At 70.8% G+C, this 24248-nt stretch carries 19 protein-coding genes; 8 read left to right on the forward strand and 11 right to left on the reverse strand.

Annotated elements, in window-relative coordinates; genetic code table 11:
• Positions 1-144: 144 nt before the first annotated feature.
• The 7 genes from aceE to G5C60_RS23570 all read right to left on the reverse strand — a co-directional run bounded on the left by aceE (position 145) and on the right by G5C60_RS23570 (position 10736).
• Positions 145-2847: a pyruvate dehydrogenase (acetyl-transferring), homodimeric type gene (gene aceE / locus G5C60_RS23540; RefSeq protein WP_165262508.1), complete on the reverse strand. Its 2703-nt coding sequence runs from the start codon at positions 2845-2847 to the stop codon at positions 145-147.
• A gap of 255 nt (positions 2848-3102) precedes the next feature.
• Positions 3103-3741, reverse strand: coding sequence for a GntR family transcriptional regulator (locus tag G5C60_RS23545; protein WP_165262510.1), 639 nt, complete (start codon positions 3739-3741; stop codon positions 3103-3105).
• 299 nt (positions 3742-4040) lie between these two features.
• Entirely contained in the window at positions 4041-5867 is a 1827-nt protein-coding gene (gene sucB / locus G5C60_RS23550) for a 2-oxoglutarate dehydrogenase, E2 component, dihydrolipoamide succinyltransferase (RefSeq protein ID WP_165262512.1), read from the reverse strand.
• A 70-nt stretch (positions 5868-5937) separates the two neighbouring features.
• Positions 5938-7326: a dihydrolipoyl dehydrogenase gene (lpdA, locus tag G5C60_RS23555; protein ID WP_165262514.1), complete on the reverse strand. Its 1389-nt coding sequence runs from the start codon at positions 7324-7326 to the stop codon at positions 5938-5940.
• Positions 7327-7594: 268 nt separating this feature from the next.
• Entirely contained in the window at positions 7595-9145 is a 1551-nt protein-coding gene (locus G5C60_RS23560) for a leucyl aminopeptidase (RefSeq protein ID WP_165262516.1), read from the reverse strand.
• A gap of 180 nt (positions 9146-9325) precedes the next feature.
• Positions 9326-9931 (reverse strand): RDD family protein, encoded by a 606-nt coding sequence (locus tag G5C60_RS23565; RefSeq protein ID WP_338145899.1) that lies wholly within the window; start codon positions 9929-9931, stop codon positions 9326-9328.
• A gap of 76 nt (positions 9932-10007) precedes the next feature.
• Positions 10008-10736 (reverse strand): adenosylcobinamide-GDP ribazoletransferase, encoded by a 729-nt coding sequence (locus tag G5C60_RS23570; RefSeq protein ID WP_338145901.1) that lies wholly within the window; start codon positions 10734-10736, stop codon positions 10008-10010.
• 191 nt (positions 10737-10927) lie between these two features.
• Between G5C60_RS23570 and G5C60_RS23575 the strand changes: the two genes are divergently transcribed.
• Complete coding sequence (locus G5C60_RS23575) at positions 10928-11677, forward strand: hypothetical protein (RefSeq protein WP_165262522.1); 750 nt, start codon at positions 10928-10930, stop codon at positions 11675-11677.
• A 159-nt stretch (positions 11678-11836) separates the two neighbouring features.
• Here G5C60_RS23575 and cobT read toward each other — a convergent pair whose 3' ends face one another.
• Positions 11837-12961, reverse strand: coding sequence for a nicotinate-nucleotide--dimethylbenzimidazole phosphoribosyltransferase (cobT, locus tag G5C60_RS23580; RefSeq protein ID WP_165262524.1), 1125 nt, complete (start codon positions 12959-12961; stop codon positions 11837-11839).
• A gap of 158 nt (positions 12962-13119) precedes the next feature.
• On the opposite strand from cobT, the gene G5C60_RS23585 reads away from it, so the two are divergent.
• A complete protein-coding gene (locus tag G5C60_RS23585) occupies positions 13120-14127 on the forward strand; it encodes a class I SAM-dependent methyltransferase (protein ID WP_165262526.1) in 1008 nt (335 codons plus the stop codon).
• A gap of 64 nt (positions 14128-14191) precedes the next feature.
• On the opposite strand, the gene G5C60_RS23590 is transcribed toward G5C60_RS23585, so the two are convergent.
• Entirely contained in the window at positions 14192-15427 is a 1236-nt protein-coding gene (locus G5C60_RS23590) for a bifunctional adenosylcobinamide kinase/adenosylcobinamide-phosphate guanylyltransferase (protein WP_165262528.1), read from the reverse strand.
• A gap of 260 nt (positions 15428-15687) precedes the next feature.
• Between G5C60_RS23590 and G5C60_RS23595 the strand changes: the two genes are divergently transcribed.
• Positions 15688-15909 (forward strand): hypothetical protein, encoded by a 222-nt coding sequence (locus G5C60_RS23595; RefSeq protein ID WP_165262530.1) that lies wholly within the window; start codon positions 15688-15690, stop codon positions 15907-15909.
• Between the two features lie 59 nt (positions 15910-15968).
• Here the strand turns inward: G5C60_RS23595 and G5C60_RS23600 are convergent, their stop codons facing one another.
• Both G5C60_RS23600 and G5C60_RS23605 read right to left on the reverse strand, forming a co-directional pair.
• A complete protein-coding gene (locus tag G5C60_RS23600) occupies positions 15969-16670 on the reverse strand; it encodes a methyltransferase domain-containing protein (protein WP_165262532.1) in 702 nt (233 codons plus the stop codon).
• An 83-nt stretch (positions 16671-16753) separates the two neighbouring features.
• Positions 16754-17380 carry a DUF3043 domain-containing protein gene (locus G5C60_RS23605; RefSeq protein ID WP_165262534.1) on the reverse strand — a complete coding sequence of 209 codons (627 nt, stop codon included), beginning with the start codon at positions 17378-17380 and terminating at the stop codon, positions 16754-16756.
• Positions 17381-17682: 302 nt separating this feature from the next.
• On the opposite strand from G5C60_RS23605, the gene G5C60_RS23610 reads away from it, so the two are divergent.
• The 5 genes from G5C60_RS23610 (at position 17683) to G5C60_RS23630 (ending at position 24201) form a co-directional block, all read left to right on the forward strand.
• On the forward strand, positions 17683-18480 hold the full coding sequence (locus tag G5C60_RS23610; RefSeq protein ID WP_165262536.1) for a PspA/IM30 family protein: 798 nt from the start codon (positions 17683-17685) through the stop codon (positions 18478-18480).
• 22 nt (positions 18481-18502) lie between these two features.
• Positions 18503-18781, forward strand: a complete 279-nt coding sequence (gene pspAA / locus G5C60_RS23615) for a PspA-associated protein PspAA (protein WP_165262538.1) — start codon at positions 18503-18505, stop codon at positions 18779-18781.
• Between the two features lie 126 nt (positions 18782-18907).
• Entirely contained in the window at positions 18908-20248 is a 1341-nt protein-coding gene (locus tag G5C60_RS23620; protein WP_165262540.1) for a histidine kinase, read from the forward strand.
• Positions 20245-20919, forward strand: coding sequence for a response regulator (locus tag G5C60_RS23625; protein WP_165262542.1), 675 nt, complete (start codon positions 20245-20247; stop codon positions 20917-20919). The genes G5C60_RS23620 and G5C60_RS23625 overlap by 4 nt, the downstream gene beginning before the upstream one ends.
• 165 nt (positions 20920-21084) lie before the next feature.
• Complete coding sequence (locus G5C60_RS23630) at positions 21085-24201, forward strand: efflux RND transporter permease subunit (RefSeq protein WP_165262544.1); 3117 nt, start codon at positions 21085-21087, stop codon at positions 24199-24201.
• Positions 24202-24248: the final 47 nt, after the last annotated feature.

Raw genomic sequence — 24248 nt, forward strand, 5'->3', positions numbered from 1 at the left:
CCCTGGCCCCCGAAACGGGGTCCGGGGCGGAGCCCCGAGAGGGGGCCAGGGGGCTACGCCCCCTGGCGGGGTCTGGGGCGGAGCCCCAGGAGAGTGGACGGGAACGGGTAGGGGCGGCGGGGGCGAAAACCCGCCCCTACGGCCTCACAGGCCGTACCGCTCGCGCGCTTCCTTCACAGCCGACGCCTTGACCTCGCCCCGCCGCGCCAGCTGCGCCAGCGCCGCGACGACGATCGACTGCGCGTCGACGCCGAAGTGGCGGCGGGCGGCCTCACGGGTGTCGGACAGGCCGAAACCGTCGGCTCCCAGCGAGGAGTAGTCCTGCTCGACCCACTGAGCGATCTGGTCCGGGACCTGACGCATGTAGTCGGAGACCGCGAGCACCGGCCCCTCGGCACCGTGCAGCGCCTGGCGGACGTACGGCACCCGCTCCTCGCCGCGCAGCAGCGCCGCGTCGGCCTCCAGGGCGTCCCGGCGCAGCTCCGTCCACGACGTCGCCGACCAGACGTCCGACGCCACGCCCCACTCCTCGGCGAGGGCCTTCTGGGCCTGAAGCACCCAGTGGATCGCCGTGCCGGAGCCCAGCAGCTGGATCCGCGGGGCGTTGGCGGCCGGGGAAAGGCCCGCCGACTCCGCTGTGTTGAAGCGGTAGAGGCCCTTGACGATGCCCTCGTCGATGCCGAGGCCCGCCGGCTTCGCGGGCTGCGGCAGCGGCTCGTTGTAGACGGTGAGGTAGTAGAAGACGTTCTGGTCCTCGCCCGGAGCCGCCTCGCCGTACATACGGCGCAGACCGTCCCGCACGATCGCCGCCACCTCGTACGCGAACGCCGGGTCGTACGTCAGCGCCGCAGGGTTGGTCGCCGCGATGACGGGCGAGTGGCCGTCGGCGTGCTGCAGGCCCTCGCCCGTCAGCGTCGTACGGCCGGCCGTCGCGCCGATCAGGAAGCCGCGGCCGAGCTGGTCGCCGAGCTGCCACATCTGGTCGGCCGTGCGCTGCCAGCCGAACATCGAGTAGAAGATGTAGAACGGGATCATCGTCTCGCCGTGCGTCGCGTACGACGTCGAAGCGGCGATGAAGTCGGCCATCGAACCGGCCTCGGTGATCCCCTCGTTGAGGATCTGCCCGTCCTTGGCCTCCTTGTAGTACATCAGCTGGTCACGGTCGACCGGCTCGTACGTCTGGCCCTTGGGCGAGTAGATGCCGAGGGAGGGGAAGAGGGATTCCATGCCGAAGGTGCGCGCTTCGTCGGGGACGATCGGTACCCAGCGCTTCCCTGTCTGCTTGTCGCGGACCAGGTCCTTGACCAGGCGTACGAAGGCCATGGTCGTCGCCACGTTCTGCGAGCCGGAGCCCTTGTCGAACGACGTGAACGCCTTCTCGGCGGGCGCGGGCAGCGGCGCGAGCGCGTGCGTGCGGCGGGCCGGGGCCGGGCCGCCGAGGGCCGCGCGGCGCTCCTGGAGGTAACGGACCTCGGGGGAGCCGGCGCCCGGGTGGCCGTAAGGCACCACACCATCCACGAACTGGCTGTCGGAGATGGGCAGTTCGAGAAGATCACGCATCTCCTTGAACTCGTCCACCGTCAGCTTCTTCATCTGGTGGTTGGCGTTCTTGGAGGCGAAGCCCTTGCCGAGCGTGAAGCCCTTCACCGTCTGGGCGAGGATCACGGTCGGGGCGCCCTTGTGCTCGACGGCGGCCTTGTAGGCGGCGTACACCTTGCGCGCCTCGTGACCACCGCGGGACAGGTGGAAGCACTCGAGGATCTTGTCGTCGCTCAGCAGCTTCGCCATCTCGGCGAGCGCCGGGTCGGCGCCGAAGAAGTCCTGGCGGATGTAGGCGGCGTCGCGCGTCTGGTACGTCTGCACCTGCGCGTCCGGGACCTCACGGAGCCGGCGTACGAGCGCGCCCGTGGTGTCGAGCTGGAACAGCTCGTCCCACGCCGTGCCCCACAGCGTCTTGATGACGTTCCAGCCGGCACCGCGGAACTGGGCCTCCAGCTCCTGCACGATCTTGAAGTTGGCGCGGACCGGGCCGTCGAGGCGCTGGAGGTTGCAGTTGATGACGAAGGTCAGGTTGTCGAGACCCTCGCGGGACGCCAGCGAGAGTGCGGCCGTGGACTCCGGCTCGTCCATCTCGCCGTCACCGAGGAACGCCCACACGTGGGACTGCGAGACGTCCTTGATGCCGCGGCTGGTGAGGTAGCGGTTGAAGCGCGCCTGGTAGATCGCGGAGAGCGGGCCGAGGCCCATCGAGACGGTGGGGAACTCCCAGAGCCAGGGCAGGCGGCGCGGGTGCGGGTACGACGGCAGGCCGTTGCCGCCCGCCTCCTGACGGAAGTTGTCCAGGTGCGTCTCGGTGAGGCGGCCGTCGAGGAAGGCGCGGGCGTAGATGCCGGGGGAGGCGTGGCCCTGGATGTAGAGCTGGTCGCCCGAGCCGTCACCCTCCTTGCCCTTGAAGAAGTGGTTGAAGCCGGTCTCGTAGAGCCAGGCGGCGGAGGCGAAGGTGGCGATGTGCCCGCCGACGCCGTGTTTCGAACCGCGTGTCACCATCGCGGCCGCGTTCCAGCGGTTCCACGCGGTGATGCGGTGCTCCATCGCCTCGTCGCCGTCCACGGTGGGCTCGGCGGCGGTGGGGATGGTGTTGACGTAGTCGGTCTCGAGGAGCTTGGGCAGCGCGAGACCGCCCGCCTCCGCGCGCTCCAGCGTGCGGCGCATCAGGTACGCGGCGCGGTGCGGCCCGGCCGCCTTGGTGACGGCGTCCAGGGAGGCCTGCCATTCGGCGGTCTCCTCGGGGTCGCGGTCCGGGAGCTGGTCGAGCTCGCTCGGCTGGATAGCGGTGGGGTCGGTCATTGCGCCGCCTTCCGGATGCGGAGGGGTGTTCCCTCATCGGTAAGGGGTTGAGGTGTGCCCTTTGTCTTTGGCAGGACAGGGCGGCGGGCTGTGGTGGCAGCCCGTCGGTGACTGTAACTCCCTGATCGATGATCGATCAAAGGGTTGACGGGCAAAACCTCTTGATCACGAGAAAGTAGGCACGGGGTGCCTTGGCGGCAGGCACGGGGTGCCTGGTTTTTGCAGGTGAGGGCACGTCTGAGCGGGGTGTCGCTCCTACGACGGCTCGCTACCCGTCCGCGGTGCGCAGCCCAGCACATGCGCCTTGACCAGCTCCGCGATCAGCGGATCGCGCCGCCGGAAGGCCTCCACCAGCGCCTCGTGCTCCTCCGCGTACGACTGCTGCACCGTGCCCAGCCACCGGATCGACAGGGCCGTGAACACCTCGATGCCCAGACCCTCCCAGGTGTGCAGGAGCACCGAGTTCCCGGCCGCCCGCACCATTTCGCGGTGGAAAGCGACGGTGTGGCGGACCTGGCCCGTGCCATCGGCGTGCCGGTCGGCCTCGTACAGCGCGGCGACATGCGGTTCGAGGGCCGAGCAGTCCTCGGCCAGCCGCTCCGCCGCCAGCTCCGCCGCGATCGCCTCGAGACCGGCTCGTACGGGGTAGCTCTCCTCCAGGTCGGCGGCGGTCAGATTCCGTACGCGTACGCCCTTGTTCGGCGCCGACTCGATCAGCCGCAGCGACTCCAGCTCCCGCAACGCCTCCCGTACGGGCGTCTGGCTGACCTCCAGCTCCGTCGCGATCCGCCGCTCCACGATCCGCTCGCCCGGCTTCCAGCGCCCGCTCACGATCCCCTCCACGATGTGCTCGCGGATCTGTTCGCGCAGCGAGTGGATGACGGGCGCGGTCATGAAGGGCTCCTTTGAAGGGGGCGTACGAGAGCCCCGGGGGCGCTGACGTCTAGACAATAAGGCCGAGTCCCCGTCGGGGAGAGGCGTGCGGGGGAGCTTTCGCGCAGGTGAGACAAGGCTTACACGGGCGCTCCGCTGGGAGAGCCGTTGGGTGCCGTGGGGGTTGCTTCGGTTTCTTGGCCGCGGGCTGTCTGTGGCTGGTCGCGCAGTTCCGCAAGGGCGCGGGCGTCCCTGTGAACATACGACGGTGCCCCGCCCGGAGAAACCCGGGCGGGGCACCGTACAGAACAGACGCTGGACTACAGGCCGAGCTCGACCTCGAACTCGCCCGCCTCCAGGATCGCCTTGACCGCCGTCAGGTAGCGGGCGGCGTCGGCGCCGTCCACCAGACGGTGGTCGTAGGAGAGGGTCAGGTACGTCATGTCGCGTACGCCGATGACGGAACCCTCGTCGGTCTCGATGACGGCCGGACGCTTGACCGTGGCACCGATGCCCAGGATCGCGACCTGACCCGGCGGCACGATGATCGTGTCGAAGAGCGCGCCGCGCGAACCGGTGTTGGAGATGGTGAAGGTCGCGCCGGACAGCTCGTCCGGAGTGATCTTGTTGGCCCGGACCTTGCCCGCGAGCTCCGCCGTGGCCTTGGCGATACCGGCGAGGTTCAGGTTGCCGGCGTTCTTGATGACCGGGGTCATCAGGCCCTTCTCGGAGTCCACCGCGATACCGATGTGCTCGGTGTCGAAGTAGGTGATCGTGCCCTCGTCCACGTTGATCCGGGCGTTGACGGGCGCGTGGGCCTTCAGCGCCTGGGCCGCCGCCTTCACGAAGAACGGCATCGGGGAGAGCTTGACGCCCTCGCGCGCCGCGAACGCGTCCTTGGCCTTGGCACGCAGCCTCATCAGCCGCGTGACGTCGACCTCGACGACCGAGGACAGCTGGGCCTGCTCGTGCAGGGCCTTGACCATGTTGTCGCCGATGACCTTGCGGATGCGCGGCATCTTGACGGTCTGGCCACGCAGCGGGGAGGCCTCCAGGACGGGGGCCTTCTTCGCGGCGGTGGCGGCGGTGGCGGCCGGGGCAGCGGCCGGAGCCGGAGCAGCGGCGGCGGCCTTCGCGGCCTCGGCGGCGGCGAGGACGTCCTGCTTGCGGATGCGGCCGCCGACGCCGGTGCCCTTGACGGTGGCCAGGTCGACACCGTTCTCGGCGGCGAGCTTGCGCACCAGCGGGGTCACGTACGCGCCCTCGTCGGTGGGCTGAGCGGCGGCCGGAGCCGCCGGAGCCGGGGTGACGGGAGCGGGCGCGGCCGGAGCCGCGGGCTGAGCCGGAGCCGGAGCCGCAGCGGCGGGCGCCGCCGGAGCAGCCGGAGCCGCAGGGGCAGGCGGAGCGGGGGGCGCCGCCGGAGCCGCGGGCTGGGCCGGAGCCGGGGCGGCAGCGGCCGGAGCGGGCTGAGCCGGGGCCGGAGCGGCGGCCGGAGCCGCGCCCGGGGCGCCGATGACGGCGAGCTTGGCGCCGACCTCGGCCGTCTCGTCCTCGGCGACGGTGATCTCCAGAAGCACACCGGAGGTGGGCGCCGGGATCTCGGTGTCGACCTTGTCCGTGGAGACCTCGAGCAGCGGCTCGTCGGCCTCGACGTTCTCGCCGACCTCCTTGAGCCAGCGCGTGACGGTGCCCTCGGTGACGGACTCGCCCAGCGCCGGAAGGACCACGTCGGTGCCCTCGGCGGTACCTCCGCCGGTGGCTGCCTCGGCCGTCGGGGCCGGCGCCGGAGCGGCGGCCTCGGTGGACGGAGCCGCCGGGGTCTGAGCGGCCGGAGCGGCCTCGGGGGTGGGAGCCGGAGCCGCGGGGGCCTCGGCGGCGGCCGGGGCCGGGGCGGCAGCGGGCGCGCCCGTGCCGTCGTCGATGACGGCCAGCTCGGCGCCGACCTCCACCGTCTCGTCCTCGGCGACCTTGATGGACGCCAGTACGCCGGCGGCGGGCGAGGGGATCTCGGTGTCGACCTTGTCGGTCGACACCTCCAGCAGCGGCTCGTCGGCCTCGACGCGCTCGCCCTCGGCCTTCAGCCAGCGGGTGACAGTGCCCTCGGTGACGCTCTCGCCGAGCGCCGGAAGGGTTACGGAAACCGCCATGGTTTCTGTTGCTCCTTACGAATTGCGGAAGTCTGTGTCGTCGCGGCGATCTGTTTCGACCGAGGGTCGGTCAGTCGTGCGAGTGCAGCGGCTTGCCGGCCAGGGCCAGGTGGGCCTCGCCCAGCGCCTCGTTCTGGGTCGGGTGGGCGTGGATGAGCTGCGCGACCTCGGCGGGCAGCGCCTCCCAGTTGTAGATCAGCTGAGCCTCGCCGACCTGCTCGCCCATACGGTCGCCGACCATGTGGACGCCGACGACGGCACCGTCCTTGACCTGGACGAGCTTGATCTCGCCCGCGGTCTTGAGGATCTTGCTCTTTCCGTTGCCCGCGAGGTTGTACTTCAGAGCGACGACCTTGTCCGCGCCGTAGATCTCCTTGGCCTTGGCCTCGGTGATACCGACGGAGGCGACCTCGGGGTGGCAGTACGTCACCCGGGGCACGCCGTCGTAGTCGATCGGCACGGTCTTCAGACCGGCGAGACGCTCCGCCACCAGGATGCCCTCGGCGAAGCCGACGTGCGCGAGCTGGAGCGTCGGGACCAGGTCACCGACGGCCGAGATGGTCGGCACGTTCGTCCGCATGTACTCGTCGACCAGGACGTAGCCGCGGTCCATCGCGACGCCCTGCTCCTCGTAGCCGAGGCCGGCGGAGACCGGGCCGCGGCCGATGGCGACCAGCAGCACCTCGGACTCGAAGGTCTTGCCGTCGGCGAGGGTCACACGGACGCCGTCCTGCGTGTACTCGGCCTTCTCGAAGAAGGTGCCGAGGTTGAACTTGATGCCGCGCTTGCGGAAGGCGCGCTCAAGAAGCTTCGAGCTGTTCTCGTCCTCGACCGGCACGAGGTGCTTCAGACCCTCGATGACCGTGACGTCCGTACCGAAGGACTTCCAGGCGGAGGCGAACTCGACGCCGATGACGCCGCCGCCGAGGATGATCGCGGACTGCGGGACGCGGTCCAGCGTCAGCGCGTGGTCCGAGGAGATGATGCGGTTGCCGTCGATGTCGAGGCCCGGCAGCGACTTCGGCACGGAGCCGGTCGCCAGAAGGACGTGACGGCCCTGGACGCGCTGTCCGTTCACGTCGACGGAGGTGGGGGAGGACAGCCGGCCCTCGCCCTCGATGTACGTCACCTTGCGGGAGGCGACGAGACCCTGCAGACCCTTGTAGAGGCCGGCGATCACATCGTCCTTGTACTTGTGGACGGCGTTGATGTCGATGCCCTGGAAGGTCGTCAGGACACCGAACTGGTCGGCCTCGCGTGCCTGGTCGGCGATCTCGCCGGCGTGCAGCAGGGCCTTCGTGGGGATGCAGCCGTTGTGCAGGCAGGTGCCGCCGAGCTTGTTCTTCTCGATCAGGGCGACGTCAAGGCCCAACTGCGCTCCGCGCAGGGCCGCGGCATAGCCGCCGCTACCGCCGCCGAGGATCACTAGGTCGAAAACGGTGCTGGCGTCGTTCGCCACGTCACGTCCTCCATGCATGTGCGCCGTACGCCGGTCTCCCGACCGGGCGGCGGCTGGTGTCCGGCCGCTCTTTCTTCGGCCCTGTGGTGGGGCCCTGTCCTGCCGAGAACCCATCTTCGCACTTGTCTGCGGGAACATGGACGCCGGGCCGCTGTGTGAGACGTCGCACTGCCGTCCCCCGAGCCCCGAAGGGGCGCGGGGAACTGCGCGATCAGCCACAGACGGCCCGCACTCGCCGTACGACAGAACGAACCGAGCTACTGGGCGGCTATTTGGCGCCCAAATCCCCCGAAGCCGCCAGCTCGGCAACCCGCACCAACGTGCGCACCGCCGAACCCGTACCACCCTTCGGCGTGTAGCCGAAGGGACCGGACTCGTTGAAGGCCGGGCCCGCGATGTCGAGGTGGGCCCATGTGATCCCCTCGCCCACGAACTCCTTCAGGAACAGCCCGGCGACCAGCCCACCACCCATCCGCTCACCCATGTTGGCGATATCGGCGGTGGGGGAGTCCATCCCCTTCTTCAGGTGATCCGGCAGCGGCATCGGCCAGGACGGCTCACCGGCCTCCTCCGCGGCCTCGACGACCGCGGTGCGGAACGCGTCGTCGTTGGCCATCACCCCGAAGGTGCGGTTGCCCAGAGCGAGAACCATCGCACCGGTCAGCGTCGCCACGTCCACGATCGCGTCCGGCTTGTCCTCGGACGCCTTCCACAGCGCGTCGGCCAGCACGAGGCGGCCCTCGGCGTCGGTGTTGAGGACCTCGACGGTCTTGCCGCTGTACATGCGCAGCACGTCACCCGGGCGGGTGGCGGAGCCCGAGGGCATGTTCTCGGCCAGGGCGAGCCAGCCGGTCACGTTGACCTCGAGACCCAGCCGAGCGGCGGCGACCACCGCGGCGAACACGGCGGCGGCGCCGCTCATGTCGCACTTCATCGTCTCGTTGTGCCCGGCCGGCTTGAGCGAGATGCCGCCCGAGTCGTACGTGATGCCCTTGCCGACGAAGGCCAGGTGCTTCTTCGCCTTGGAGGAGGTGTACGACAGCTTCACGAGGCGGGGAGCGGACGCGGATCCGGCGCCGACGCCGAGGATGCCCCCGTATCCGCCCTTCTCCAGCGCCTTCTCGTCGAGCACCTGCACCTTGATGCCGTGCTCCTTGGCCGCGGTCTGCGCGACGGCGGCGAAGGCCTCGGGGTTCAGGTCGTTCGGCGGGGTGTTGACGAGGTCACGGGCGCGGTTGAGCTCCTCGGACACGGCGACGGCACGCTCGACGGCCGCCTTGTACGCCTTGTCGCGGGGCTTGCCGCCGAGGAGGGCGACCTCGGCGAGCGGGGGCTTGCCGTTCTTCCCGTCCTTCTTGCCGTTCCTGCCGTTCTCCTTGTACGTGTCGAAGGCGTACGCGCCGAGCAGCGCGCCCTCACCGATGGCGCCCGCGTCGGCGGCGTCGGCGACCGGCAGGGCGAACGCGGCCTTCTTCGAGCCGGCGAGCGCGCGGGCGGCGGCACCGGCGGCGCGGCGCAGCGTCTCCGTGTCGAACGAGGCGCCCTTGTCGGGCTGCGCACCGAGACCGACCGCCAGCACGACCGGTGCCTTGAAGCCGGACGGCGCCGGCAACTTCGTCACCTCGCCCTCGCCACCGGAGGCGCCGAGGGTCTCCAGAACGCCGGCGAGCCCGCCGTCGTACGCCTTGTCCACGGCCTCGGCGCCCGGCGCGACAACCAGGTCACCGGACTTGGCGGAGCCGCCCTTGGCGACACCGACGACGATCGCGTCGGCCCGCAGGCCGGGCGCTGCGGCGGTGCTGAGAGTGAGAGCAGTCACGGTGGTGAAATCTCGCTTCCATTGAGTTGCTGTGGCCGAGAAGGGTGGCTCGGCCGGGCCCGACGAAGGAGCCTAGAAGACGGCGGATCGGCAGGCTGGACCGGACCGGAGGGGTATCGGACATGAGCCTACGCGCGGTGGCGGGTTTCGCTCACTCCGCGGCCGTTCATCGGGGGCGTCCTACCAGGAGGGCATGGGCGCGGGAGGCGGCGGCGGTGCGAGCCGGAAACCCGTGACCGACGTCCCGGCGACGCGGTCCGCGAGGGAGCGGCGGGTCGGAGACAGGACGGGCAGGGCGTTCAGGAGGAAGGCGGCCACGGCGACGGCCCAGCACAGGAACGAGACCACGAACCAGCCCTCGACCAGCAGACAGCACGCCAGCGCGAACAGGCCGACGTCGGCCGTGGTCGTCACGGCCGCGCGCACGGCGGCCCGGTGCGGCGGGCACTCGGCGACCTTCAGACCCAGCAGGGCCTTGCCGAGGGTGCGCTTGGAGAAGGCGAGCGTCACCCACTGGTAGAGGAAGGTGGCGAGCACCAGCAGCCCGAAGGCCTGCTCCACGTACAGCACGGCCTTGTTCCACAGCGAGAGCCCCAAGTCCTCGGAGGCCTCGACGAGTTCGCCGCGCGAGGTGAGGATCTCCCAGCCGCTCGCCGTCGCGAGGTCGGGCAGATCCGTCACGAGCGCGGAGATCCGGTTGAAGGTGAACACGGCGAGCGCGGTGGCGAGTGCGAGCACCAGCGCGAAGTCGATCAGCCAGGCTAAGGCGCGACGAGATTTCGGCACAATTGTCCCCCGAGCATCATCAGTTGTCCGGTGCAGTTGTCCGTTCGGCAGGTTATGCAGATTATTGGGTCTGCCTTCAGCCCAGGGCCAGAACGACCAACGAAATCGTCGCCGCCGTCTCCGCAAGCCCGCCGAACACATCGCCCGTGACGCCGCCGAACCGGCGGACGCAGTGCCGCAGCAGGAGTTCGGCCGCCGCGCAGGCGGCGAGCACGGCGATCGCGCCGCGGACGATGCCGTACGTCCCGTCGTACGCCCCGAAGAGCGCGCCCGCGCCCGTGACGACGGCCGCCGTGATGAGTGCGGCACGAACGGGGACCGTGCCCGCGACCGCGGCGCCCAGGCCCTCGGGGCGGGCCGGCGGCACCCCCGCACGGGCGGCAAGGGTGAGCGCGAGCCGGGCGGCGGTCGCCGAGACGACGGCCGCGAACATGCCACGGGCCCAGGAGGACCCGTACGCCTGGGAGAGCGCCGCGACCTGGGCGAGCAGCACGAAGAGCAGGGTGATGACCCCGAACGGGCCGATGTCCGACTGCTTCATGATGCGCAGCGCGTCCTCGGCGGGCCTGCCGCTGCCGAGGCCGTCCGCGGTGTCGGCGAGCCCGTCGAGATGGAGTCCGCGCGTGAGGACGGCGGGTATCGCGGCGGTGACCACGGCGGTGAGCAGCGCGCCGGCACCCAGAAGCAGGAACAGCCCGCCCGTCGCGGCCGCGCACAGGCCGACGGCCAGACCCGCGACGGGCGCGCAGAGCATGCCCGCGCGGGCGGCCTCGCGGTCCCAGCGGGACACCGTCACGGGGAACACGGTGAGGGTGCCGAAGGCGAAGCGGAGACCGTCCTGCCAGGGGGCCTTGGACGTGTCGGACGCGGGCTCGTCCCCTGGCTCGTTCCCCGGTTTGTTTGCGGGTTTGTTCTCGGGTTTGTTCTCCGACTCGGACACGGGCGCAGGGTACGGCACGGCAGGCGGCGGGCCGGATCCGGTCGCAGGATGGGTCCATGGGCGACTGGTGGTATCAGAACATCGTCGAGCCGGGGAAGCTGCCGCTGCTGCTGGCGCTCGCCTCGTTCGTGCTGACGTTCGCGAGCACGCGGGTCATCACCCGGCTCATCCGCGCGGGCAAGGGCCCCTTCCGCAACGTCACGCCCGGCGGCGTGCACGTCCACCACGTCGTCCCAGGAGTGATCCTCACCGTCGTCGGCGGCTTCGGCGGGGTGGCCGGCGGAGGGCACGGCGTCGGCTCGATGGTGTGCGCGGTGCTCTTCGGGATGGGCACGGGCCTGGTGCTCGACGAGTTCGCGCTGATCCTGCACCTCGACGACGTGTACTGGACCGAGGAGGGCCGCAAGAGCGTCGAGGTCGTGGCGATCACGGCGGCGCTGGGGGGCCTGCTCCTCCTCGGCTTCGTGCCGTTCGGGGTCAACGACCTCAGCGAGGAGGAACTGCAGGACCGCGGCGCCCTCATCAGCAGCATGGTGGGGAACTTCCTCATCGCACTGCTCGCCCTCAGCAAGGGCAAGGCACGTCTCGCGATCTTCGGCGTGATCGTCCCGCTCATCGCCCTGATCGGCGCAGTCCGCCTCGCCCGCCCCGGCTCCCCGTGGGCCAAACGCTTCTACCGCCGCCGCCCGCGCGCCCGCGCCAGGTCAAGCCTGCGCGCATACCGCCACGACCGCCGCTGGGCGGGCCCCCGCCGCCGACTGGAGGACTTGATCGGCGGCAGACCGGACCCGGCCCCGCGCTCTTAGGGAGGCCGCAGGCCTCCTAGGGGCGCCGGGCTGTATCAACTTGCGGCTCCGCAGCGCCCTTCAGGGGCGCGGGGCTGTGTCAATTTGCGGCTCCGCCGCGTGGGCGCGACCAGCCACAACGAACCCGCAGCTTCGAAACCACCTCACCCAGCGGAGCGCTCACGCACTCTCCGAGCCCTGCGGCTCAAGGCTCGTGGACTCCTCCTCCGCGTCCTCCGCGTCCTTCGCCTCCTCCGGCTCCGCCATCTCCGGAAGCTCAGCGGCCAGCGCAGCCGCGGCCTGGACCAAGGGCAGAGCGAGCAGCGCCCCCGTACCCTCGCCGACCGTGACCCCGTGGTCGAGCAGCGGCTCAAGGGCCATGCGGTCGAGGGCCTTCGCCTGGGCGGGCTCCCCGCTGTTCTGGCCCGCGAGCCACCAGTCGGGAGCGCGGAAGGCGACCCGCTGCCCGACCAGGGCGCACGCGGCGGACACGACACCGTCGAGGATCACCGGCGTCTTGCGTACCGCGCTCTGCAGCAGAAAGCCGGTCATCGCGGCGAGGTCCGCCCCGCCCACCGTCGCGAGCAGTTGCAACTGGTCCCCGAGTACGGGCCGGGCGCGCCGCAACGCGTCCCGTACGGCCGCGCACTTGCGCATCCAGGCCAGGTCGTCGATCGCGCGCCCGCCACGCCCGGTGACCACGGACGCATCGGTCCCGCACAGCGCGGCGATCAGTACCGCCGCGGCCGTCGTCCCGCCGACGCTCACATCCCCCAGTACGACCAGATCGGTCCCGGAGTCCGCCTCCTCGTCCGCGACGGCGACCCCCGCGCGGAACGCCGCCTCCGCCTCCTCGACGGACAGCGCGTCCTCCACGTCGATCCGTCCGGAGCCACGCCGCACCCGATGGCGCCCGACCTCGTCGGGCAGCGTCTCCGGCTCGCAGTCGAGCGCCATGTCGACCACGCGGACGGGCACGCCGAGCCGCCGGGCGAGCACCGCCGCGGGGCTCTCGCCGTCGAGCAGGGCGCGCACCAGCTGGTCGGCGCTGCCCAACGGCCGTGCCGAGACACCGAGTTCGGCAACCCCGTGGTCACCCGCGAACACCACCACACGCGGACGCTCGATCGCCCGCACCGGCACGGCCGACTGCGCGGCCGCCAGCCACTCACCGAGTTCGTCGAGGCGCCCGAGGGACCCGGGCGGCACGACCTGCCGCTCCCGGCGCGCCTCGGCATCACGGCGCACGCCACCGTCGGGGCGCTCGATCAGATCGGAGAAGTCGTCGAGATTAAGCGAGCTCATTCGCCGAACAGTACCGGCAGCTTCATTGCATCCAAGATCGTGATCCCATACGTTCCGGTTTGCAGTGGATTGTCGTACCGGGTCCTCTCGAGTCGTACTGCTTGCACCGTCTCGTACTGCACCGTCTCGTACTGCACCGTCCCTGGCAGGAGCCCCCCATGTCCCCCACACTCACACCCACACCCACACCCACACCGCAGACCGTGGCCGCGCGTCGCGCCGCGTATCGCGTCGAACTCGCCCTGGAGACCGACCAGTTCCACGAACCGCGCAGACCCGACTGCCCCTGGTGCGGTTCGCGGCGGCTGCGCACCCGGCTGCGTACCCCGGACCTGCTCCAGCGCATGCCCGGCACCTTCGTCGTCGACGAGTGCGAGGACTGCGCGCACGCCTTCCAGAACCCCCGCCTCACCGCCGAGGGCCTGGCCTTCCACCACCGGGACTTCCGCGACGACACCCTGCCCGCGCGACTCCTCCGCACCAGGGGAGGCCGCAGAAGCCACGAGGCGGCGGCTCGCGCGATGCTCCCGTATCCCGAGCCCGAGAGCTGGCTGGACGTCGGCACCGGGTACGGCCGTTTCCCGGCCGTCGCCAGGGAGGTGCACCCGTACACGGCCTTCGACGGGACCGACCCCACCCCGCGGGTCGAAAGGGCGCGGGTGGCGGGCCGGATCGAGGAGGCGTACCGCGGCCGGCTGCCCGACCTCGTCGAGCGGCTGCGCGCCCGCTACGACGTAGTGAGCCTCTTCCGCCACCTCGAATACAGCCCCGACCCGCGCGAGGAGCTGCGCGCCGCGCTCGCCGTGCTGCGCCCCGGCGGACATCTGCTGGTCGAGGTCCCGGACCCCGACTGCGCGTTCGGCGCGCTGCTCGGCAAGTGGTGGCTGCCGTACGGCCAGCCGCGGCACCTGCACCTCATGCCGCTGCGCAACCTCCTCGGCGAACTCGACGCACTCGGCTGCACGGTCGTCTCCACCGACCGCCGCGAACCGCACATCCCGTACGACCTCACCGGCGCGCTCGCGCTCCGCCTGTCGGGTGCCCGGTTCTGTACGCCTCTGTTCGCCGCCGCGTTCGCCCTGGACCAGGCCCTGGCCCCGCTGCTGCGCCGCACCCGCTTCTCGAACTCGTACCGGGTGATCGCACGCAGGGGTATGTCGGCCTGAGCGGAGTATGTCGGCTGAGCCTCGTGCCGCTCCGCGGCCCGGAGCCGGTCCACTCCCCGGCCCCTCACCCCCGCAGCGACAGCGCCTGCCCCGCCACCACCAGCAGCACGTGCTCGCACTCGGACGCGAACGCCGCGTTCAGGCGGCCCAGTTCATCGCGGTAGCGGCGGCCGGAGGGGGTGGCGGGGACGATGCCGGAGCCGACCTCGTTGGAGACGGCGACGAGGGTACGCCGGGTCTCCCGGACGGCGGCCGTCAGCTCCTCGACCCGGGCCCGCAGCGCCTGTTCGCCACCGCCGGCCCACTCGTCGTCGTCCCAGGCGTCGACGGCGTCCATCGCGTCCGTCAGCCACAGCGACAGACAGTCGATCAGCAGCGGCGGCCCGTCCTCCTTCAGGAGGGGTACGAGGTCGCAGGTCTCGGCGGTACGCCAGGAACCGGGGCGCCGCTCGCGATGGGCGCTCACCCGGGCGGCCCATTCGCTGTCCCCGTTGCGGGCACCACCCGTCGCCACGTACAGCACATCCGGGAAGGCCTCGAGCCGCCGCTCCGCCTCCACCGACTTCCCGGACCGCGCCCCGCCGAGCACCAGGGTCCGGCGCGGTACGTCGGGCACGTCCTCGTACACCCCCACGATCAGCGTCGTCCCGTCCGGCACCGCCCGCGCCCCCGCCGCCGCGAGCCGCCGCCGCAGTTCGGGGCCCGGCGGCACGTCGTGGCCGACATGCACCGCGATCACGTCCGTCGTGGGCCCGACGGCCCCGACCGCGCGCAACCGGGCCAGCGCGTCCGGCCGCCCCAGAACATCGGCGACCACCATGTCGTACGCCTCGCCGCTCCCGCCCGGCCCGCCGGTCCCGTACGTTCCGTCCGTCCCGTCGAGCCCCGAGGGCGCCGCGCCCGGCGGCAGATACAGCAGCCGCTGCCCGTCCGGCCCGCTCACCGCGTACCCCGTCCCCGGCGCGTCCAGCGGCACAGCCCGCACCCGATGCCCGGTCAGCAGCGCCAGCTCCCGCCCGTCCGGCACCCGTCCGGGCTGCGGCAACCCGGCCGGCACCTCCACCGCGGGCCCGTCATGGGGATGCGACAACAACACCTGCCGCACACCGCCCAGGGACCGCCCCACCCGAGCAGCCGCGAACGCCGCCCCGGGAGTGAGGTCGAGCAACAACGTGCCGTCCACAAGAACCGCGGTCGCCGCCCGCGCATACGCCCCGAGCGCGACCGCACAGGCCGCACAGGGACAGCCGGGACGAGGCAGGCCATCGGGAGCACCGGTCCCGAGCAGAGTGATGTCCACGGAACCGATTTTTCCGCCTCAACTCAGCTCGTGCGCGACAGGGGGCACTCCGTTACGCGACAGGGGGCGCCCCTTCAGCCGTGCATCCGGGCCCACGACAGGCGCCCCGTAAGGGGCGCGGGGAACTGCGCGACCAGCCACACACGACCCGCACCCACCACACAACACTCCCCGACCTGCCCCTTTGAACACCGCACCCCAAGCGGAGCGCCTAGGCTTCAGCAAGGCAACCGGATCTTGCTCGGTACTTGGGAGGCGACATGGCGGCATGGACGTGGCGGTTCGAGAAGTCCGACGGGACGGAGGTCCAGCCCGCGGTACAGCCCGAGGAGTTCACCACGCAGGGGGACGCCGAATCCTGGCTCGGTGAGTACTGGAAGGCGCTGGCCGAAGGGGGAGCGGACCAGGTACGGCTGTTCGAGGACGCCACGGAGATCTACGGCCCGATGAGCCTGCACGCGGAAGCCTCGCAGGACTCGTAAAACCTCGTAGCTCGTAAGGCCTCGTAGGAGGCGCGGTGCGCGGCTGGCTGACGCAGGACTCAGCCGCGCACCCCGCACAGGTGCAGCAGCGCCGCCACCGCCCGATACGGATCCGTCCGCCCGGCCCGCTCCTCGGCGGCCAGCAGCACGTCCACGTCGTCCGGAACCGCCGCGTCGTCCGCGGCCAGGTCCGTGAAGACCCGCACGCCGTACCAGGCGTGCAGCGGCGCCCCGATCCCGGCGAGCGTGCCGGTGAGCGCGTCGAGCCGGTCCGCGCGTACGTCGAGGCCGAGCCGATTCGTGTACGCGCTGCCGTCGAACGAGGCCAGGGCGCCGGCCCAGTCACCCGAAAGGCCCGGCCGCATCGCCAGCGCGTCCCCGTTCCGTACGAGCAGCGACAGCAGCCCGCCGGGGGCCAGCATGCGGGCAAGACCGGCGACCAGCGCGTCGGGATCCTCGACGTACATCAGCACGCCGTGGCACAGCACCACATCGAAACTGCCGGGCAGGAAGTGGACGCCGGTGTCCCGCCCGTCCCCCTCGAAGAGCCGCACCCGGCTCCTGATCCCCTCGGGTTCGGCGGCGAGCGCCTCGCGGGCCGCGGCGACCATCTTCGGGTCCTGCTCGAGGCCGGTGACCTTGTGCCCGGCCCGCGCCAGGCGCAGCGCCTGCGTGCCCTGGCCCATGCCCACGTCGAGGACGCGCAGCCGCTGCCCCACCGGGAACCGCCCGGCTATCTGCTCGTCCAGCTGCCGGGTCACCAGCTCCTGGCGTACGACATCACGCAGCCCGCCCAGCTTGCTGAGCCAGGCGTCCGCCGCACCACCCGTGAAAGATGCCGCGCTCAGGGCCGCTCTCCGCGCTTGACCTGCGGCTTCGGCAGCCGGAGGCGACGCATCTGGAGGCTGCGCATCAGCGCATAGGCGGCCGCGCCACGCTTGGGCTCGTCGGGGTAGCGCTCGTTCAGCTGCTTCTTCAGGCGGATCACGATGCCGATCGAGTCGACCACGATCAGCACGATCACGAAGAGCCACAGCAGCAGCGCGACGTTCTGCAACTGCGCGATCTGGACCATGCTCAGTACGAGGATGATCACAGCCAGCGGCAGGAAGAACTCGGCGATGCAGAACCGCGAGTCGATGAAGTCACGCGCGAACTTCCGCACCCGCCCCTTGTCACGGGCGGGCAGATAACGCTCGTCACCGCTGGCCAGCGCCTCGCGCTGTTTCGCGAGCGCGGCGCGGCGGTCTTCGCGCTGCCGCTTGGCCGCCTCTTTGCGGTTCGTCGGCGTATGCGCGACGCTCCGCCGTCGGGGCTGGGCCTCACTGCGCTTCGGCGTGGGGCGCCCCTTGGGGGCCTGCGGATCACGGGGCTGATTGGAGTCGGTCACCGTCGCCTTGTCGGCAAGGGCCTTCTCTTCTTTGGCACGGCTACGGAACACAAAACCCAAGGGTAAGGGGTACCCGCGCATGGACCACAGCCGAGTGGGGAACGATCCGGCAACACCGGTCGTCTGTAGGAGGACAGTGGGGAGGGGCAAAAGGGGTGTTGCCTTCGGTTCGCCCGGGGTGGGCCTGAGGTAATCCCGAAGTTGTCCCGTACCTAACCCTGGGAGGCACCTACTCCCTACGCCGGAGCGGTGCCGACCACAGTCGTCCTTGGGGATGAGCGCATCCGTCCCCGAACAGTGCGGTAATGGATGCAGAGCCCGTACCGTGGGTTCTGTTGCAGTCGCTGGAGCTGGAGTCCGTCAGAAGGGGGCGCGCGAAGCCCATGAGCGGTGTCATGAAGCGTATGGGGATGATCTTCCGCGCGAAGGCGAACAAGGCCCTTGATCGGGCCGAGGACCCGCGCGAAACCCTCGACTACTCGTACCAGAAGCAGCTGGAGCTGCTGCAGAAGGTGCGCCGCGGAGTCGCCGATGTGGCGACGTCCCGCAAGCGCCTGGAGTTGCAGCTCAACCAGCTCCAGAGCCAGTCCTCGAAGCTGGAGGACCAGGGCCGCAAGGCGCTCGCCCTCGGCCGTGAGGACCTGGCCCGTGAGGCGCTGTCGCGCCGTGCCGCGCTCCAGCAGCAGGTCACGGACCTGGAGACGCAGCACCAGACCCTCCAGGGAGAGGAGGAGAAGCTCACGCTCGCCGCCCAGCGGTTGCAGGCCAAGGTCGACGCCTTCCGTACGAAGAAGGAGACCATCAAGGCCACGTACACCGCCGCCCAGGCGCAGACCCGGATCGGCGAGGCCTTCTCCGGGATCTCCGAGGAGATGGGCGACGTCGGCATGGCCATACAGCGTGCCGAGGACAAGACGGCGCAGCTGCAGGCCCGGGCCGGCGCCATCGACGAGCTGCTCGCCTCCGGCGCCCTCGACGACTCGTCCGGACTGGCCAAGGACGACATCCAGAGCGAGCTGGACCGGCTCTCCGGTGGCACGGACGTGGAGCTGGAGCTGCAGCGCATGAAGGCCGAGCTGGCCGGCGGTTCCTCCTCGTCCCAGCAGGCGATCGAGGGCGGTCAGGGCCAGACTCAGTCCCAGGACCAGCCGAAGGACACTCCGCGCTTCGACAAGCAGTAGTCCCACGCCTTAGGAGGGCGTCGTGATCGTACGGATCATGGGAGAGGGACAGGTGAAGCTGGACAACGCCCACTTCACCGAGCTGAACAAACTGGACGACGAGCTCCTCGCGGAGATGGAGTCCGGCGACGAGGAGGGCTTCCGGCGCACGCTGGGAGCACTCCTCGACGCGGTACGCCGCATGGGCACGCCACTGCCCGACGACGCCCTCGAACCATCGGAACTCATCCTCCCGTCCCCGGACGCAACGCTGGAGGAGGTCCGGGAGATGCTGAGCGAGGACGGCTTGATTCCGGGCTGACTGAGAACTCCGGCACCTTTGAAGGCGGGCGACCGCTGTACGGTGCCCCGTAAGGGGCGCGGGGAACTGCGCGACCAGCCACAGACGACCCGCAGCCAAAATACGGCCCAACCGGCGGAGCCAAGCGTGAGCACAATCGAGCGCACCCGGGACCGGCTGCGGGCACATCCGCTGGTGGTGGACGGAGCGCTGGCGGCAGCCGTACTGCTGTGCATGATCATCGCGTCGTTCGTCGCCCCGGACGGCCACGGCGGGAAAACCTGGGGCACGCGCGCACCCGACGCGCTCGGCCTCACCCTGATGACGCTGGGCGCCGTCGCCCTGGTCTTCCGCCGCCGCGGCCCCATGCCGGTCCTCGCCGTGACGAGCGCCCTCTCCCTGCTGGAGTTCGTCACCGGCGACCCGCGGACCCCGGTGGCGATGTCCGCCGTGATCGCCCTCTACACGGTCGCGTCGACGACCGACCGGCCCACCACCTGGCGGGTCGGACTGCTCACCATGACCGTTCTGACGGGCGTCGCGATGCTCGCGGGCTCCATGCCCTGGTACGAGCAGGAGAACCTCGGCATCTTCGCCTGGACCGGCATGGCCGCCGCCGCGGGCGACGCGGTACGCAGCCGCCGCGCCTTCGTGCACGCCATAAGAGAGCGCGCCGAACGCGCCGAGCGCACCCGCGAGGAGGAGGCCCGCCGCCGCGTGGCCGAGGAGCGGCTGCGGATCGCCCGGGACCTGCACGACGTCGTCGCCCACCACATCGCGCTGGTCAACGTGCAGGCCGGAGTCGCCGCGCACGTCATGGACAAGCGGCCCGACCAGGCCAAGGAAGCCCTCGCCCACGTCCGAGAGGCCAGCCGCTCCGCGCTCAACGAACTCCGCGCCACCGTCGGCCTGTTGAGGCAGTCCGGTGACCCGGAGGCGCCCACCGAACCGGCCCCGGGACTGCACCGCCTCGACGAACTCGTCGGCACCTTCCGCAGTGCGGGCCTGCCCGTCGAGGTGGCCCACACCGACCACGGCACCGCCCTGCCCGCCGCCGTCGACCTGGCCGCGTACCGCGTCATCCAGGAAGCCCTCACCAATGTGCAGAAGCACGCGGGTACGGAGGCGAAGGCCGAGGTCAGCGTCGTACGCGTGGGGCCGAATGTGGAGATCACCGTCCTCGACAACGGGCCCGGCGACGATGTGGAGGCCCGGCAGGACGAGAACGGCGGGCACGGGCTGCTCGGCATGCGTGAGCGGGTCACCGCGCTCGGCGGCAGCTGCACCGCCGGACCCCGCTACGGAGGCGGCTTCCGGGTCCATGCGATCCTGCCGGTCAAGAACCGCACCGGGAACACGGCATCGCCCACCCAGGCATCGGCGACTCAGGCATCGACGACCCAGACATCGCCGAGCGCGGCACCCACGAAAACCGCACCCACGAAGACGACATCCACGAAAACGGCACCCACGGGGGACCCCGCATGACCATCCGCGTCCTGCTCGCCGACGACCAGGCACTGCTGCGGAGCGCGTTTCGCGTGCTGGTCGACTCCGAGCCCGACATGGAGGTCGTCGCGGAGGCCTCGGACGGCGCGGAGGCGGTGCGGCTGGCGCGCGAGGAGCGGGCCGACGTCGTCCTGATGGACATCCGCATGCCCGGTACGGACGGTCTCGCCGCCACCCGGCTGATCAGCGCCGACCCGGGCCTCACGCACGTACGCGTGGTCATGCTGACGACCTTCGAGGTCGACGAGTACGTGGTGCAGTCGCTGCGGGCCGGGGCCTCCGGCTTCCTCGGCAAGGGCTCGGAGCCCGAGGAACTGCTGAGCGCCATCCGGATCGCGGCGGGCGGCGAGGCGCTGCTGTCGCCGGCGGCCACGAAGGGGCTGATCGCCAGGTTCCTCGCGCAGGGCGACGACGACAGGGATCCCGCCCGCACCGAGCGTCTCGACGCGCTGACCGGGCGGGAGCGAGAGGTCCTCGTCCAGGTCGCGGGCGGGCACTCGAACGACGAGATCGCCGAGCGGCTCGAGGTCAGCCCGCTGACGGTGAAGACGCACGTCAACCGTGCCATGGCCAAACTGGGCGCGCGTGACCGGGCTCAACTGGTCGTCATCGCGTACGAGTCGGGGCTGGTACGTCCAAGGGTGGAGTGAGCTCCGGCCGGGCGTACTGCGCCCGCAGTATGAGCCGGATAAGGAAATGGACTCAGGGGCGACGGATCGGCCTTCGCCGATGGCTCAGGGTGTAGGGGCGGGCGCTCACATGTGCCCCTCCAGCCGCTCCGGCACACCCAGCCACAGAAGAGAGATCCGCCACCCATGTCCTGGCTGTCCAGGTTCAGCCTCGCACAACGGGCCCTCATAGGGCTGATGTCGATCGTCGCGCTAGCTTTCGGAGCGATCGCGATCCCGCAGCTCAAGCAGCAGTTGCTGCCCACCATCGAACTGCCCATGGTGTCGGTGCTTGCGCCGTACCAGGGCGCGTCCCCCGACGTGGTCGAGAAGCAGGTCGTCGAGCCCATCGAGGACAACCTCGAAGGGGTCGACGGCATCTCGGGCGTCACCTCCACCGCCAGCGAGGGCAACGCCCTGATCATGGCGTCCTTCGACTACGGCAATGACACCGAGCAGCTCGTCGCCGATGTCCAGCAGGCCGTCAACCGGGCCCGCGTCCAGCTCCCGGACGACGTGGACCCGCAGGTCGTCGCCGGTTCCACGGACGACATCCCGACCGTGGTGCTCGCCGTCACCTCCGACAAGGACCAGCAGGCCCTCTCGGACCAGCTCGACCGCACCGTCGTGCCCGAGCTGCGCGACATCGACGGCGTCGGCCAGGTCACGGTCGACGGCGTACGGGATCTCCAGGTCACGGTCACGCCCGATGACGCGAAGATGGCGCGCGCCGGGGTCACCCCGCCCGTCCTCGGCCAGGCCCTTCAGGCGGGCGGCGCGACCGTACCGGCCGGCTCCTTCGACGAGAACGGCAGCAACCGCACCGTCCAGGTCGGCGGCGGCTTCACCTCGCTGAAGCAGATCCAGGACCTGATGGTCACCGGCGAGGGCGTCGAGAAGCCCGTACGCCTCGGTGACATCGCCGCGGTCGAGGAGCAGCCCGCCACGGCGGAGTCCATCACCCGCACCGACGGCAGGCCCAGCCTCTCCGTCTCGCTGACGATGGACCACGACGGCAGCGCGGTCGCCATCTCCGACGCGGTCCAGGACAAGCTGCCCGACCTGCGCAAGGACCTCGGCTCCGGTGCGACGCTGACCGTCGTCAGCGACCAGGGTCCGGCGGTCTCCAAGTCCATCTCGGGCCTGACGACCGAGGGCGCGCTCGGCCTGCTCTTCGCGGTCGTGATCATCCTGGTCTTCCTGGCCTCGATCCGCTCGACCCTCGTCACGGCGGTGTCGATCCCGCTGTCGGTGGTCCTCGCGCTGATCGTCCTGTGGACCCGCGACCTGTCGCTCAACATGCTCACCCTCGGCGCGCTGACCATCGCGATCGGCCGCGTCGTCGACGACTCGATCGTGGTCCTGGAGAACATCAAGCGCCACCTTGGTTACGGCGAGGAGCGCCAGGAGGCGATCCTCAAGGCGGTACGGGAGGTAGCGGGCGCGGTCACGTCCTCCACTCTCACGACGGTCGCCGTCTTCCTCCCCATCGGCCTGACCGGCGGCATGGTGGGCGAACTGTTCGGCTCCTTCAGCCTGACGGTGACGGCGGCGCTGCTGGCCTCGCTGCTCGTCTCGCTGACGGTCGTACCGGTGCTCTCGTACTGGTTCCTGCGCGCCCCCAAGGGCACGCCCGCGGACGCCGACGAGGCGCGCCGCAAGGCCGAGGAGAAGGAGGCCCGCAGCCGCCTCCAGCGCTCGTACGTCCCTGTCCTGCGGTTCGCCACCCGGCGCCGCCTGACCAGCGTGGCCATCGCGGTGGTCGTCCTCATCGGTACGTTCGCCATGGCGCCGCTGCTGAAGACGAACTTCTTCGACCAGGGCGAGCAGGAAGTCCTCACCGTCAAGCAGGAGTTGAAGCCCGGCACCAGCCTGGCCGCGACCGACGCCCAGGCCAAGAAGGTCGAGCAGCTGCTCGACGGTGTGAAGGGCGTCGAGGACTACCAGGTCACGGTCGGCTCCTCCGGCTTCCTGGCCGCGTTCGGCGGGGGCACGGACACCAACCAGGCCTCGTACACGGTTAAGGTCGCGGACTCGGCCTCGTACGACGATGTCCAGGACCGGATCGAGGAGGGACTCGGCAAGCTCTCCGGGATCGGTACGACGACGATCTCGGCCGGGGACGGCTTCGGCGCCCAGGAGCTGAGTGTGGTCGTCAAGTCCGCCGACGCCGAGGTGCTGCGCGAGGCCGCGGAGGAGGTCCGGGACGCGGTCGCCGGGCTCGACGACGTCACGGACGTGACGAGCGACCTCGCCCAGTCCGTACCGCGGATCTCCGTCAAGGCCAATGACAAGGCCGCGGCGGCCGGGTTCGACGACACGACGCTCGGCGCCGCCGTCGGCCAGGCGGTGCGCGGCACCACCAGCGGCAAGGCGATTCTGGACGACACCGAGCGGGACGTGGTCATCAAGTCGGCGAAGCCAGCCCGGACGCTGGACGAGCTGAAGAAGCTCCAGCTGGGGCCCGGTGTGGAGCTCGGTGACATCGCCACGGTGGAGCTGGTCGACGGCCCGGTCTCGATGACCAGGATCGACGGGCAGCGGGCGGCGACGATCACGGCGAAGCCGACGGGCGAGAACACCGGTGCGGTGAGCGCGGATCTCACCACGAAGCTCGACGCGCTGAAGCTCCCGGACGGGGCGACGGCGGAGATCGGCGGTGTCTCGCAGGACCAGGACGAGGCGTTCGGATCCCTCGGCCTGGCGATGCTCGCGGCGATCGCGATCGTCTTCATGCTGCTGGTGGCGACCTTCCGGTCCCTCATCCAGCCGCTGATCCTGCTGGTGTCGATCCCGTTCGCGGCGACGGGCGCGATCGGCCTGCTGGTCGCCACGGGCACCCCGATGGGCGTACCGGCGATGATCGGCATGCTGATGCTCATAGGCATCGTGGTCACGAACGCGATCGTGCTGATCGACCTGATCAACCAGTACCGCAGGCAGGGTTACGGAGTGGTCGAGGCCGTACTGGAAGGCGGCCGCCACCGCCTGCGCCCGATCCTGATGACGGCACTGGCGACGATCTTCGCCCTCCTCCCCATGGCGCTGGGCATCACGGGCGAGGGCGGCTTCATCGCCCAGCCCCTGGCCGTGGTGGTCATCGGCGGCCTGATCACGTCGACACTCCTCACCCTCCTCCTCGTCCCGACGCTCTACGCGATGGTCGAACTCCGCAAGGAGCGGCGGGCGAAGAAGCGGGAGGCCAAGCGGGCGAAGAAGGCGGAGGCGCCTGCGCAGTCGGAGCCGGAGCCCGCGGGCGTGTGACGGTCTGACCCGCACAGCCTGATCCAGGGCGGCCGGGCCCCGAACCC

Source organism: Streptomyces scabichelini (assembly GCF_011045015.1).
Classification (GTDB): domain Bacteria; phylum Actinomycetota; class Actinomycetes; order Streptomycetales; family Streptomycetaceae; genus Streptomyces; species Streptomyces scabichelini.